The following is a 12,687-nucleotide window of genomic DNA, read 5'->3' on the forward strand; positions in this document are numbered from 1 at the left end:
CTCTCCCTCAGCCCCGGGCCCGCAGGCGGTCGGTGCTGTCCTCGCTCGGCTGGACGACGACGATGCCCTGGCCGGAGAAGGCCATCTGGTACGCCTCGCCGCTGCCCCGCCCGATGAGCGAGGAGGCCTTGAAGCTGCGCTTGCCCTTGACCTTGAGCGTCGGCGACCAGGCGACGAGGGCGTCGGGGTCGACGTACGTCTCGTCCTCGCCGCGTCCGCAGTCGACGACGATCGGCGTGCCGCGCGAGGTCAGCGCGACCCAGCCGGTACCGGAGATCTCCACGTTGAACAGGCCCTGGCCGGCGAACTTGGCGAGGCCCTTGACCCGCTCGACGCCCCACTGGAGGTGGGCGTCGAAGGCGAGGAGGTTGGTGCCGTTGACCGAGAGGGAGTCGTTCTGGAGGTTGATCACGACGACGTCGGCGCCGTAGTCGGCGAGGTAGAGCAGTCCGTCGCCGGTGCACTTCATGATCGGCGCGCCCTCGCCGGTGGCCCACTGCTGGGCCACCTGGCGGACGGCCGGCGGGTTGGGCTCGTAGGTGATGAAGCCTTCGTAGGCGACCATCGAGCCGGTCCGGGCGTAGAGGTCCTGGCCGGATGCCATGGCCACCTTGAGCATGGTGTGGCCGTGGTTCTCCATCCGGGCCGCGACGGGGGTCGGGGCGTAGCCCGCGAGTTGCTGGTTCATGACTTCGGGCTCCCTCAGACCTCGTAGGGCTGGACGACGATGAAGTTGCCGGGGGCGGCCCGGAACTGGAGGTTCACGGTCTCTCCGCTGTGGCCGGGGTAGGCGTTGCGGCGGAGCCGCACCTGGCTGGAGAGGATGACCTGGGAAGCGGACGACCAGGCGACGACGGCGTTGCAGTCGGCGAAGGTGGTCGGCGTGACGGGCAGCACCACGGGGACGCCGCGGGTCTTGACGACGACGGTGCCGGTGCCCTGGAACTGCATCGTGAACAGGGCGCCGCCGGGGATGCCGTGGCCCTCGATGCGGCGCACCTCGTACTGGAGGGTCTCGTCGAACGCGAGGACGTTCTCGGCGGAGACGCAGATCCCGTCGCCCTGGAGTTCGATCGGGTGCAGATGGGCACCCTCCTCCGCGAGGAAGACCTGTCCGCGGCCGGTGCAGCGCATCAGCTGCATCTCCTGCCCGGTGGCGTTGCCGACGATCCGGCCGGCGAAGCCCGCGCCCTTGTACCCGAAGTCGACCTTGCCCTGGTACATGACCATGGAGCCCTGCCGGGCGAGGACGGGAACGCCGCCCATGGCGAGGTCGACCCGCATGAGCTGCTGGTTCTGCGGGGTCCAGCGGGCGCCGGTGGCGGTCTCCTTGTACGGGGCGAGCGCGGCGGCGAGCCCCGCGCCTCCCGCCGGGACACCCTGCGGGACGCCGGGCTGCTGCCCGTACCCCGGAGGCTGCTGGCCGTACTGCTGCGGCGGCTGCCCGTACGGGGGCTGGCCCTGCGGGGGGTACGGGCCGGGAGCCTGCCCGGGGAACTGGCCCGGGGGCTGACCCGGGACCTGGCCGTACTGCTGCGGCGGCTGCTGCCCGTAGGGGGCGGGGGCCGGAGCGGGCGGCGGGACCGGGCCGGGGGCCAGCGGCGCCACCATCGTGGGCGCGGTGTGGACCGGCTGCACGGGCGCGGGCGGCGCCGGTGCGTGCGGGGCCTGCGGGGCGCCGAAGGCGGGCGCGGGCGCCGGAGCCGGGGGCGCGCCGAAGGCCGGCGGGGCCGCCGACTGCGGCGGCGGAGCGAAGCCGGGGGCCTGGGCCTGCTGCTGCGGGACGGCGGGCTCCTCCTCGGCGACCTCGCCGCCGAAGTTGCGCAGGAGCGCGTCCAGTCCGCCGTCGAAGCCCTGGCCGACTGCGGCGAAGCGCCAGGCGTCCTTGAGGTAGAAGTCGCCGAGCATCACCGCGCGCTCGGTGGTGAACTCCGCTCCGGTGAAGGCGTACCGGGCGACCTCCTCGCCGCCCGCCACGATCCGCAGGTGGCCGGGGCCGACCTGGGACATCTGGCCGGCGCCGTCGATGGTCGCGGTGAACGACAGCTTGTGGATGTTCGCGGGGATGCGGTCGAGGGTGACGCGGAAGGACTCGGTGTCGCCGGACTGGGCGCCCAGCAGCTGCACGGACTCCTCGGGCGTCTTCGGCTGGTTGAAGAAGACGAAGTAGCGGTCGTCGGAGAGCCGCTCCTCGGCGTCGAGACCGAAACAACTGATGTCGAAGGTGAGTCCGGGCGCCGCGATCTGCACACCCACGTACAGATCGGTCCCTGCGGTCAGATCACTGATCTTGGCCTTGTGGCCGCGTTGGAATTCCCTGGCCATGCGTAACGACCGTCCCCCATCCCGAATGGCGAATGCTCGCGCCAGGCTAACCGCTGTACGCGACATTGAGACAGGCCAGGTCGCTTTCGGTACGGAATCGGGAAATCCACTCCCGCGCGTACCCGGGGCGTCACTCCTCGCGAGCGGCGGGCAGGTGCGGCAGCCGCTCGGCGGCCACCACGCCCTCCAGATAGCCGCGGGCCCGCTCGGTGCGGGAGTAAGCCTCCAGGAGCCGCCAGAACCTCGGGCCGTGGCCCGGTACGAGCAGATGGGCCAGCTCGTGCAGGAGGACGTAGTCGACGACGTACTCGGGCATGCCCTGGAGCCGGTGGGAGAGGCGGATGCTGCCCTCGGAGGGGGTGCAGGAGCCCCAGCGGGCGTTCTGGTTGGTGACCCAGCGGACCGAGGAAGGCCGGGCCCGGCCGCCGAAGTACTGCTCCGAGAGCTGCGATGACCGCTCGGTCAGCTCACGGTCCCCGAGGACGCTCCGGCTCTCCTGGGCGGCCAGCTTGTCCAGCATGACGCCGACCCAGCGGCGCTCCTCCGCCTCGGACATCCGGGCCGGGATGAGCACCACCGTCCGGTCGCCCTCGCGGTAGGCCGAGACGGTTCTGCTTCGCCGTGGGCTTCTGCGGACCTCGACCGCACTCGTCCCGGCACCGCGGTGCGGCTTGTCGGTCACGCTGCGCTGTGGGTCGGCGGGCACGGCCCCGACGTTACCCGCTGCCGGCGGGGGAAGTCCCGCCTCCGGAGTGGTTTCGGGAACGATCCGACCCCACCGCACACCATTTGAATGACTATTCCCCTCGCCTGTGGACAACTTTCGACGCCCGTCACGACGTCGGGGCATTCTCACCGGGACGGCGAAAGAGCCGCTGTCGATCACGAGGCTTTCGATCATGAATGCGCGGTACGGGACGAGGACGGGGGCGGGACGAATGCATCCGATGGTGAAACCGGCGCTGAGGCGGGCCTGGCGGGGGCTGCGCCGCCTCCAGTTCGGGGTCACCCCCGCTCACGCGGTGGTGCTCGACCCCGTCGACCCCGGGACGGGAGCGGTGCTGGGACTTCTGGACGGCACCCGGGGTGTCGACCTGCTGCGGGCCGAGGCGCGGGCACGCGGCCTGCCGGAGGGACACCTCGACGCCCTCCTCGGGCGGCTGGAGTCGGCCGGGTTGCTCGCCGACGCGGCGGCCGGGCGGCCGGGGAGGACGGGTCCGGCGGCCGGGGCGCGGGACACCGCCCTCGATCCGCTCCGCGCCGATCTTGCCTCCCTCTCGGTGGTCCACCCCGAACCGGACCGGGCGGCGCGGACACTGACGGCCCGGCGGGCCCTGCGCGTCCAGGTCCGGGGCGCCGGACGGGTGGGGACGATGGTCGCGGCCCTGCTGTCGGCGGCCGGCGTGGGCACGGTCGAGGTGCTGGACTCGGGCCGGGTCGAGCCCTGGGAGACGTCCCCGGGCGGGCTTCCGCCCGAGGCCGTGGGCGAGCGGCGGGCGACGGCGGCGCGGCGCCTGGTCGGCGGCTGGCGGAGGGGCCGCGCCGCCGCGGTCAGGCCGGGCGGGGCGGCGTCCGGCGGCGGACCGGGTGAACGGAGCGGAGGGAGCGGACTCTCACTCGTCGTGGTGACACCGAGGGACGGCCTCGGGGCGTACGTCCCCGATCCCCTCCCGGCCGCGGGGTGGGTCGCCACCGGCACCCCCCATCTGTACGCGGGGGTCCTGGAGGCGACGGGGACGGTCGGTCCGCTCGTGCTGCCCGGCGGCACCGCCTGCGCGCGGTGTCTCCAGGAGGCGCGGACGGACGGGGAGCCGGACTGGCCCCGGCTGCTCGCCCAGTGGCGCTCGGGCGCCCCGCATCCCCTGCCCGCCTGCGACCTGGGTCTCGCGACGGCGGTGGCAGGGCTGGCCGCCGCGCACGCGCTGGTGTTCCTGGACGGGGACCTCCCGGCGAGCACGGGCACCCGATGGGAGGCGTCGTTGCCGCTGTTGGAGTGGCGGGAGGAGCGGCTGAGACCCCATCCGGCCTGCCCCTGCGGCGCGGCGCGCGCGGGAGAGGGGGAGCGTGCCTCGGCAGCCGGAGGCGCGCAGGACACAATGGCGGGGTAACGGCCCTGCGCGGCACGGCAGTCTGGGTTTTGGAGGGGCGTATGTCTGATCTTCCCCGGAAGGCGGTCACCCGGACCGCCAAGTTGGCCGCGTTGCCGCTGGGCTTCGCGGGCCGGGCCACCTGGGGCCTGGGCAAGCGGATCGGCGGGAGATCGGCCGAGCTGGTCGCCCGCGAGCTCCAGCAGCGCACCGCCGAGCAGTTGTTCAAGGTCCTCGGTGAGCTGAAGGGAGGGGCGATGAAGTTCGGGCAGGCGCTGTCCGTCTTCGAGTCGGCCCTGCCCGAGGAGGTGGCCGGGCCGTACCGGGCGGCGCTGACGAAACTTCAGGACGCTGCGCCGCCGATGCCGACACGGACGGTCCACGCGGTCCTGGAGGAGCGGCTGGGCGGGGAGTGGCGGGAGCTGTTCCTGGAGTTCGAGGACAAGCCGGCCGCCGCCGCCTCGATCGGCCAGGTGCACCGGGCCGTGTGGCATGACGGTCGCGAGGTCGCGGTCAAGGTGCAGTACCCGGGCGCCGGGGAGGCGCTGCTCTCGGACCTGACGCAGCTGAGCCGCTTCGCGCGGCTGCTCGGTCCGCTGATCCCGGGCATGGACATCAAGCCGCTGATCGCGGAGATGCGGGACCGGGTCTCCGAGGAGCTGGACTACGGCCTGGAGGCGGCGGCGCAGCAGAGGCACGCGGAGGAGTTCGCGGACGATCCCGATGTGCGGGTGCCGGCGGTGGTGCACCGGACGGACCAGGTCCTGGTGACCGAGTGGACGGACGGTATCCCGCTGGCGGAGGTGATCACGGACGGCACGCAGGAGCAGCGGGACCGGGCGGGTCAGCTGCTGGCCCGCTTCCTCTTCTCCGGCCCCGCCCGCACGGGGCTGCTGCACGCCGATCCGCACCCGGGGAACTTCCGGCTGCTGCCCGGCGCCGACGAGGACGAGGGGCCGGAGGGCTGGCGGCTCGGGGTCCTCGACTTCGGCACGGTGGACCGGCTGCCGGGCGGGCTTCCGGAGACGATCGGGACCTGCCTGCGGATGACGCTCGCCGGTGACGCCGACGGTGTGTACGGGGCGCTGCGGACGGAGGGCTTCGTCAAGGAATCGGTCGCGCTCGACCCGGACGCGGTCCTGGAGTACCTGCTGCCGATCATCGAACCGGCGGAGGCGGAGTCCTTCCTCTTCACCCGGGGCTGGATGCGCACCCAGGCGGCCCGGATCGCGGACCCCCGCTCCCCCGCCCACCAGCTGGGCAAGCAGCTCAACCTGCCGCCCTCGTACCTGCTGATACACCGGGTGACGCTGAGCACGATCGGGGTGCTGTGCCAGCTCAACGCGACGGTACGGCTGCGGGACGAGCTGGCGGAGTGGCTGCCGGGCTTCGTGGTGCCGACCGCCGCCGACTAGTCCCGGCCGGAGGCGGGACCGGGGCAGGGCCGGTCCCGGGGGCGGCTTTCACCACCAGGAGGAGTCGAGGCGGCCCTCGATCGAGCGGATGTTGGCGCGGGCGCACTCCTCGCAGAAGTAGCTGCGCCGACCGTTCTCCACGGAACAGGTCCAGGTCAGCGGCAGGGTCTCGGAGGTCTTGCCGCAGCGCGCGCAGGCGAGGGGGCCCTCGGGGGTACGGGCGTCGTTCACCCTTGTGACGATAACCCGACGAAGCCCCGCCGACCCGACAACGCACCGCGGGGGCCCGTCCGCTCGGACGGGCCCCCGCAGGGGCGCCCCTGGGGGCGCGGGATCCTTCGGTCCGGGTACGGACTCAGTGCATGACGGCCATGGCGAGCGCGCGGCGGGCGCGCAGCGAGACGCGCTCGGCGCGGCGCTGCATGCGCCGGGCGGCGACCAGGCGCACGGCCTGGCGTTCCGCGTCGGCCTCACGCTGTCGCTCGTGCATATGAGCACGAGCCAGGGCTTCTGGGGCGAGTTGCATTTCACGGGTCCTGTTCTGACGCGCGACGGGCGCGGCGGAGGGGGAGAAGACTGAGGTCGCGAAGCCGGCGGGCTCGCTGGTGGAAGAGGTCATCGGGGCCTGCTTCTGGGGATCGTGCGTGAGGGGGCGGTCGATGGTTCCGGTGGCGCTCATGCCGCGACGACCGGGTTCTTGCGCGGACGGCCACGGGGCCGCTTGCGGGCGACGACGACGCCCTGGACGAAGAGCTCGCCACCCCAGACACCCCAGGGCTCGCGGCGCTCCTTGGCGCCGGCGAGGCAGGCGGCCACGAGCGGGCAGGTCTGGCAGAGGGACTTCGCGTACTCGACGTCGGCCGGGGACTCCGCGAAGAAGACCTCGGGGTCGTAGGCGCGACAGGGGACGGGCACGCCGAGGTTCTCGATGGCGTCGTCGAGCGCGGTGAGCGCGGTGAGGGGGATCAAAGCGGGGTCCTCCGTGAGGCCGGGCAGGGGGATCGAGTCGGAAGGCGGTACGGACGGGGCGTGCGCTTCGAGTTGCACGGTGGATTTTCCTCGTCTGGTCGTTTCCGGCCGGTTGACCGGGTTTTCGGCTGGTACCGGGTGGTGCTGTCCCGAGGCGCCTTCGTGTCCTCGTCCCCGTTCGGGGACAAACAGAAGGGCCGCGGATCCCGGGTGGGGTTCCGCGGCCCTGAAGGCGCCGGTCTGATCAAGGATCAGACTGGATCACTCCAGGGTTCGAGCCCACGGAAGGCCCACATCTTGTGGTGGTGCGTCGTCGTCTGCTGCTTGCCGGCACCGGTCGCCGCAAAGCCATAGACCGTGGCCTTGCCTGCTGCTACTACTTCCAGTGCCTTGGTCGGTCGCTCATTGCGCAGCTCCCGGGCAGCCTCACCGAGACCGGAAACACCGGCGACGGGCAGACCGGTGGCGGGCAGACCGGTGCCAAGGAGCGCAGCGGCGGAGAAGCCGAGCGTGCAGGCGGAGGCGGCCGAGCGATCGGTCATTTTGGCGGTGCTGACGAAGCTGACGGTGCTGGCGGAGCTGGTCTGGATGGTGTAGCTGATCACTGGATTCGCCTCCTCTCGGCGTCTCGGAGGGTTCGGGTGTGAGCCGGACCCTCATGTTTATTTGGACAAGTACAGCACGAAGACAGGGCTTCGAAGAAGCCGCTGTTGTCGTGGTTAAGAACCTATGGGGCTTGACGGGGCGGGCGCAAACTATTTTTCCGACGAGTTTTCCTCAGTCCTCGTCCCCTCCTGCCCCACTGTCCTCACCTGCGCAGATGGCCAGGACATCGGCGCCGAAGCGGTCCAGCTTGCGGGCTCCGACGCCGGAGATCGTGGAGAGCTCCCCGCCGGTGGTGGGGACCCGCTCGGCGATGGCCATCAGCGTCTTGTCGGTGAACACGCAATACCCCGGCTGGCCGAGTTCCCTGGCCTGTTCCGAGCGCCACTCGCGGAGCCGCTCGTAGAGGCCCTCGTCCATGTCCGAGGGGCAGTCCTCGCAGCGCATCAGCTTCATGGCGCCCGCCTCGGTGAGGGTCGTCCCGCAGACCCGGCACAGGGCGGGTCCGCGCGGCTTGCGCCGGCCTGCCGTACCGGAGCCGCGCTCGAAGGAGCCGGACCCGCCGGACGGGACCGTGCCGAGGGACCCGGAGCCGGGCCGCAGCCCCTTGAGGAAGCGGCTGGGCCGCCGGGAGGCCCGGCCGCCCGGGGAGCGCGCGAGTGACCAGGAGAGCGTGAGGTGGAGCCGGGCGCGGGTGACACCGACGTACAGCAGGCGCCGTTCCTCCTCGACCTGCTCGTCGGTCTTGGCGTAGGTGATGGGCAGCATGCCCTCGGTGAGGCCGACCAGGAAGACGGCGTCCCATTCGAGGCCCTTGGCCGCGTGCAGCGAGGCGAGGGTGACGCCCTGGACGGTCGGGGCGTGCTGGGCGGCGGCCCGCTCGTCCAGCTCGGCGACCAGGTCGGAGAGGGTGGCGCCGTGCTTGGCGCGGGCGAAGTCCTCGGCGAGCCGAACGAGAGCGGCGAGGGACTCCCAGCGGTCACGGACGGCGCCCGAGCCCGCGGGCGGCCTGGTCGACCAGCCCTTGGTGGAGAGCACGGCCCTGACCTGCGCGGGGAGGTCGTCGGCGTCGTCGAGGAGGGAGTCGTTGCCCCCGGCGCGGGCGGCGCCGCGCAGGGCGATGCCCGCCTCCCGTACCTCCTGGCGCTCGAAGAAGCGCTCGGCGCCGCGCAGCTGGTAGGGCACCCCGGCGTCGGCGAGGGCCTGCTCGTAGACCTCGGACTGGGCGTTGATCCGGTAGAGGACCGCGATCTCGCCGGCCGGGACGCCGGCGGCGATGAGGTCGCGGATGCGGCGGGCGGTGCCCTCGGCCTCGGTGGGCTCGTCGGCGTACTCCGTGTAGACCGGCTCGGGGCCCGGGTCGCGCTGGGAGATCAGCTCCAGACGGTGGTCGGCGGCCCGGCCGCGGGCCTGGCTCAGCAGCCCGTTGGCGAGGTGGACGACCTGCGGGGTGGAGCGGTAGTCGCGGACGAGCTTGACCACGGTGGCGCCCGGGTGGCGGGTGCGGAAGTTCAGCAGGTGGTCGGGGGTGGCGCCGGTGAACGAGTAGATGGTCTGGCTGGCGTCGCCGACGACGCAGAGGTTGTCGCGGTCGCCGAGCCACAGGTCGAGCAGCCGCTGCTGGAGCGGGGAGACGTCCTGGTACTCGTCCACCACGAAGTGCTGGTACTGGCTGCGGATCTGGTCGGCGATGTCGTGCCGGTCCTGGAGGATGCCGACGGTGAGCAGCAGCACGTCCTCGAAGTCGATCACCGAGCGGTCACGCTTCAGCTGCTCGTACATGGCGTAGATCTGGCTGATCTCCGCCGGGTCGCGGGGGGCGTCCCTGAGGGACTTGGCGACGACGGCAGGGTAGTCGGCGGGGACGGTCTGGGTGACCTTGGCCCACTCGATCTCGCCGGTGACGTCCCTGAGCTCGTTCCGGTCGAGCCTGACCCGGCAGCGGGCCGCCGCGTCGGCGACCAGCTGGATCTTCCGCTCCAGGAGCCGGGGCAGATCGCCGCCGACGGCTTTCGGCCAGAAGAACTGGAGCTGGCGGAGGGCCGCCGAGTGGAACGTACGGGCCTGGACACCGCCCGCGCCGAGCTCCCGGAGCCGCCCGCGCATCTCGCCCGCGGCGCGGTTGGTGAACGTGACGGCCAGCACGCTGGCGGGCTGGAGTCTGCCCGACCGGACCCCGTAGGCGATGCGGTGGGTGATCGCCCGCGTCTTGCCCGTGCCGGCTCCCGCCAGCACGCACACCGGGCCGGTCAGGGCCAGGGCGACCTCGCGCTGCTCCGGGTCGAGCCCGTCGAGCACCGCGTCGGCCGTCTCCGGGACCTGCGGGAAGAGAGTGGAGTGCGTTGCTGCTGTCACCCCCCAATGCTGCCAGGTCGGGCGGACTCGTCGCGGAGGCTTGTCCACAGGCGGCCTCGCCGGTCATACGAATTCCGGGAATGGGACGGAAGGCCCGTACGTTCTCCTTCTCGGCACCCGTCAGCGAAGAAGAGGAGCGCCTGGCCATGCAGGGCACTGTGACGATGTACAGCACCACGTGGTGCGGCTACTGCCGTCGGCTGAAGAGCCAGATGGACCGCGAGGGCATCGCGTACACCGAGATCAACATCGAGCAGGACCCCGAGTCGGCGGCCTTCGTCGAGAAGGCCAACGGCGGCAACCAGACCGTCCCCACGCTTCTGGTGGTGGCCTCCACGGGTACCGAGTCGGTCATGACCAACCCGTCGCTGGCCCAGGTCAAGCAGGCGCTGACCGCCTGAGCCCCGCGAGCGGTACGACGAAGCCCCCGGCCTCATACGGCCGGGGGCTTCGTCGTACCGGTCGGCCGGACCACCTCGCCCGGCTTCGCCGTACCGCTCGGTCAGACCACGTCGCCCGGCTTCGGGAGCGGCTTGCCGTACCAGCGCTCGATCAGGCGGGAGGCGATCGAGATGCCGTACGGGGGCACGATCTCGCCGGACTCGAAGGCGGCGGCCAGGTCCTCGCGGGAGAACCAGCGGGCCTCGTGGATCTCCTCGCCGTCCACGTCTATCTCCGAGGACGTGGCCCGGGCGAAGAAGCCCAGCATCAGGCTGGACGGGAACGGCCAGGGCTGGCTGGCGATGTACTCGACCTCGCCGACCGTGACGCCCGCCTCCTCGAAGACCTCGCGGGCGACCGACTGCTCGATGGACTCGCCCGGCTCCACGAAACCGGCGAGGGTCGAGAAGCGGCCCTCCGGCCAGTGCACCTGACGGCCCAGGAGCGCCCGGTCCTGGTCGTCCGTGACCAGCATGATCACCGCGGGGTCGGTCCGCGGGTAGTGCTCGGCGCCGCAGGCCTGGCAGCGGCGGATGTGGCCGGCCGCGGCGATGACCGTGCGCTCGCCGCAGCGCGAGCAGAAGCGGTGGAGGCGCTGCCAGTTCTCCAGGGCCACCGCGTGCACCATCAGGCCGGCGTCCCGGTCCGAGAGCAGCAGACCGGCCTCGCGGAGCCCGGCGGGCCGCGCGGACTGGTCCATGCGGCCGGGCAGCGAGTCCTTCTGGAGCGCGAAGTAGGAGACGCCTTCGGCGTCCGTGCCGAGGAAGTAGCGGTGGGTCTCGGTGACCGGCGCCTCGAACGCCGGGGTCATGACGAGTTCGGTGCTGCCGTCCGGCAGGTCGTCGATGAGCACCTGCCCCGCGGAGACCACGAAGACCCGGGTGGTGGGGTGGCTCCAGGCGGCGGCCAGCCACGCCTCGTCGAGGCGGTGGTGTGCGGCGCGGTCGATGCCGCTCGGGGCGGTGAGCGAGATCGGGCGGTCCGCCGGCACGTGCTTCGGGCCGCTCTGCGCGTTCTTCAAGGTGCTCACAGGTGCTTCCAACTCCCCCGGATCGGTGTGTGGGTTCAGCGCTGGGCGACGAGGAGGGCGGCGGGCAGGTCGCCCCACAGGTGCGCGGTCGTTTCGACGCCCTTCATGAGGAGATCGAGTTCGATCTTCTCGTTGGGGGCGTGCCAGCCGTCGGACGGGACGGAGATGCCGAGGAAGAGGACGGGCGCTTCCAGGACGTCCTGGAGGTCGGCGGCCGGTCCCGAGCCGCCCTCGCGGGTGTAGCGGACCTTGGCACCGTCGAAGGCCCGGCTCATGGCCCCGGCGACCGCCTTGAGGGCGGGGTGGCCGAGGGGCGTGAGGCAGGGGCGGGTCGGGGCGCCGAAGACGATCTCGTACCGGATGCCGGCGGGGACGAGGGCGGCGAGCCAGTCCCGTACCGCCAGCTCGATCTTGGCCGGGTCCTGGCCGGCGACCAGCCGGAACGACAGCTTGAGCTGCGCGGAGGCGGGGACGATCGTCTTGCCGCCGGGGCCCTGGTAGCCGCCACCGATGCCGTTGACCTCGGCGGTGGGGCGGGCCCAGACGCGCTCCAGGGTGGAGAAGCCGGCCTCGCCGAGGGTGCCGTGCGACTTCGCGGTGCGCAGCCAGGCCTCCTCGTCGAAGGGCAGCTCGGCGACGAGGGCGCGCTCGGCCTCGGTGAGTTCGGTCACGCCCTCGTAGAAGCCGGGGATCGCCACGTGCTCGTGCTCGTCGTGGAGGGCCCCGACGATCCGGCCGGCGACGGTGGCCGGGTTCGGGACGGCGCCGCCGAAGGAACCGGAGTGGATGTCCTGGTCGGGGCCGTACAGCTCGATCTCGCAGTCGGCGACCCCGCGCATGCCGGTGCAGACGGTGGGGGTGGTCTCGGACCACATGCCGGTGTCGGAGACGATCACGGCGTCGGCGGCGAGCCGTCCGGCACGGGTCTCGACGAGCTCGCGGAAGTGCGGGGAGCCGGACTCCTCCTCGCCCTCGACGATCAGCTTGAGGTGGACGGCGGGCGCCGTGCGGCCGGTGGCGGCGAGGTGGGCGCGGACGCCGAGGGTGTGGAAGAACACCTGGCCCTTGTCGTCGGCCGCCCCGCGCGCGTACATCCGGCCGTCGACGACCGTCGGCTCGAAGGGGTCCGTGTGCCAGCCGTCCTCGCGGGCCGCGGGCTGCACGTCGTGGTGCCCGTAGACGAGGACGGTCGGGGCGTCCGGGTCGTCGGAGGGCCACTCGGCGAAGACGGCGGGGGCGCCGGCGGTCTCCCAGACCTCGACCGTGGTGAAGCCGGTCTCCGTCAGCTTGGCGGCGAGCCACTCGGCACTGCGCCGCACGTCGTCGGCCCGGTCCGGCTGCGCGGAGACGGAGGGGATGCGCAGCCACTCGGCGAGGTCGCCCAGGAAGGCGGCACGGTGCTGCTCGATGTACGTACGTACGGCGTGGACGGCGCTGTCCGGGGTCTCGCTCATGCCCCCGA

Annotated in this window: 13 protein-coding genes; 3 read left to right on the forward strand and 10 right to left on the reverse strand. The window is 72.4% G+C overall.

The window, feature by feature from the left end:
* Positions 1 to 7 precede the first annotated feature (7 nt).
* The 3 genes from ABT154_RS03615 to ABT154_RS03625 form a co-directional block, all read right to left on the reverse strand.
* Positions 8 to 688 (reverse strand): AIM24 family protein, encoded by a 681-nt coding sequence (locus ABT154_RS03615; RefSeq protein ID WP_351852329.1) that lies wholly within the window; start codon positions 686 to 688, stop codon positions 8 to 10.
* Between the two features lie 14 nt (positions 689 to 702).
* Positions 703 to 2,325: a TerD family protein gene (locus tag ABT154_RS03620; protein ID WP_351852332.1), complete on the reverse strand. Its 1,623-nt coding sequence runs from the start codon at positions 2,323 to 2,325 to the stop codon at positions 703 to 705.
* Between the two features lie 130 nt (positions 2,326 to 2,455).
* A complete protein-coding gene (locus tag ABT154_RS03625) occupies positions 2,456 to 3,031 on the reverse strand; it encodes a M48 metallopeptidase family protein (protein WP_351852334.1) in 576 nt (191 codons plus the stop codon).
* A gap of 232 nt (positions 3,032 to 3,263) precedes the next feature.
* Here ABT154_RS03625 and ABT154_RS03630 point away from each other — a divergent pair, with 232 nt between their 5' ends.
* Together ABT154_RS03630 and ABT154_RS03635 are read left to right on the forward strand one after the other, a co-directional pair.
* A complete protein-coding gene (locus ABT154_RS03630; RefSeq protein ID WP_351852337.1) occupies positions 3,264 to 4,433 on the forward strand; it encodes a TOMM precursor leader peptide-binding protein in 1,170 nt (389 codons plus the stop codon).
* A 41-nt stretch (positions 4,434 to 4,474) separates the two neighbouring features.
* Positions 4,475 to 5,827, forward strand: coding sequence for an ABC1 kinase family protein (locus ABT154_RS03635; protein ID WP_351852340.1), 1,353 nt, complete (start codon positions 4,475 to 4,477; stop codon positions 5,825 to 5,827).
* 48 nt (positions 5,828 to 5,875) lie between these two features.
* On the opposite strand, the gene ABT154_RS03640 is transcribed toward ABT154_RS03635, so the two are convergent.
* The 5 genes from ABT154_RS03640 to ABT154_RS03660 form a co-directional block, all read right to left on the reverse strand.
* Complete coding sequence (locus tag ABT154_RS03640; RefSeq protein ID WP_317878925.1) at positions 5,876 to 6,058, reverse strand: hypothetical protein; 183 nt, start codon at positions 6,056 to 6,058, stop codon at positions 5,876 to 5,878.
* Positions 6,059 to 6,182: 124 nt separating this feature from the next.
* Entirely contained in the window at positions 6,183 to 6,506 is a 324-nt protein-coding gene (locus ABT154_RS03645; protein WP_332436124.1) for a putative WhiB-interacting protein, read from the reverse strand.
* The gene (locus ABT154_RS03650; protein WP_351852343.1) at positions 6,503 to 6,874 is read right to left on the reverse strand and encodes a WhiB family transcriptional regulator; all 372 of its coding nucleotides are present in this window, start codon (positions 6,872 to 6,874) and stop codon (positions 6,503 to 6,505) included. Before ABT154_RS03650 ends, ABT154_RS03645 begins: the two co-directional genes overlap by 4 nt.
* A gap of 173 nt (positions 6,875 to 7,047) precedes the next feature.
* Positions 7,048 to 7,401, reverse strand: a complete 354-nt coding sequence (locus ABT154_RS03655; RefSeq protein ID WP_351852346.1) for a hypothetical protein — start codon at positions 7,399 to 7,401, stop codon at positions 7,048 to 7,050.
* A 172-nt stretch (positions 7,402 to 7,573) separates the two neighbouring features.
* On the reverse strand, positions 7,574 to 9,754 hold the full coding sequence (locus ABT154_RS03660) for an ATP-dependent DNA helicase UvrD2 (RefSeq protein ID WP_351852349.1): 2,181 nt from the start codon (positions 9,752 to 9,754) through the stop codon (positions 7,574 to 7,576).
* Between the two features lie 146 nt (positions 9,755 to 9,900).
* On the opposite strand from ABT154_RS03660, the gene ABT154_RS03665 reads away from it, so the two are divergent.
* Entirely contained in the window at positions 9,901 to 10,155 is a 255-nt protein-coding gene (locus tag ABT154_RS03665) for a mycoredoxin (protein ID WP_351852352.1), read from the forward strand.
* 101 nt (positions 10,156 to 10,256) lie between these two features.
* Here ABT154_RS03665 and nudC read toward each other — a convergent pair whose 3' ends face one another.
* Positions 10,257 to 11,225, reverse strand: coding sequence for an NAD(+) diphosphatase (gene nudC, locus ABT154_RS03670; protein WP_502969435.1), 969 nt, complete (start codon positions 11,223 to 11,225; stop codon positions 10,257 to 10,259).
* A gap of 35 nt (positions 11,226 to 11,260) precedes the next feature.
* Positions 11,261 to 12,679, reverse strand: a complete 1,419-nt coding sequence (locus tag ABT154_RS03675; protein WP_351852355.1) for a dipeptidase — start codon at positions 12,677 to 12,679, stop codon at positions 11,261 to 11,263.
* Positions 12,680 to 12,687 lie beyond the last annotated feature (8 nt).

Origin of the sequence: Streptomyces sp. NPDC001728, from assembly GCF_040297565.1 — a bacterium.
Taxonomy (GTDB): Bacteria; Actinomycetota; Actinomycetes; order Streptomycetales; family Streptomycetaceae; genus Streptomyces.

Coding starts and splice junctions, on each gene's coding strand:
- ABT154_RS03635 (WP_351852340.1), top strand. CDS start 4,475: ATGTCTGATCTTCCCCGGAAGGCGGTCACCCGGACCGCCAAGTTGGCC.
- ABT154_RS03615 (WP_351852329.1), bottom strand. CDS start 688: ATGAACCAGCAACTCGCGGGCTACGCCCCGACCCCCGTCGCGGCCCGG.
- ABT154_RS03645 (WP_332436124.1), bottom strand. CDS start 6,506: ATGAGCGCCACCGGAACCATCGACCGCCCCCTCACGCACGATCCCCAG.
- ABT154_RS03630 (WP_351852337.1), top strand. CDS start 3,264: ATGCATCCGATGGTGAAACCGGCGCTGAGGCGGGCCTGGCGGGGGCTG.
- ABT154_RS03675 (WP_351852355.1), bottom strand. CDS start 12,679: ATGAGCGAGACCCCGGACAGCGCCGTCCACGCCGTACGTACGTACATC.
- ABT154_RS03620 (WP_351852332.1), bottom strand. CDS start 2,325: ATGGCCAGGGAATTCCAACGCGGCCACAAGGCCAAGATCAGTGATCTG.
- ABT154_RS03665 (WP_351852352.1), top strand. CDS start 9,901: ATGCAGGGCACTGTGACGATGTACAGCACCACGTGGTGCGGCTACTGC.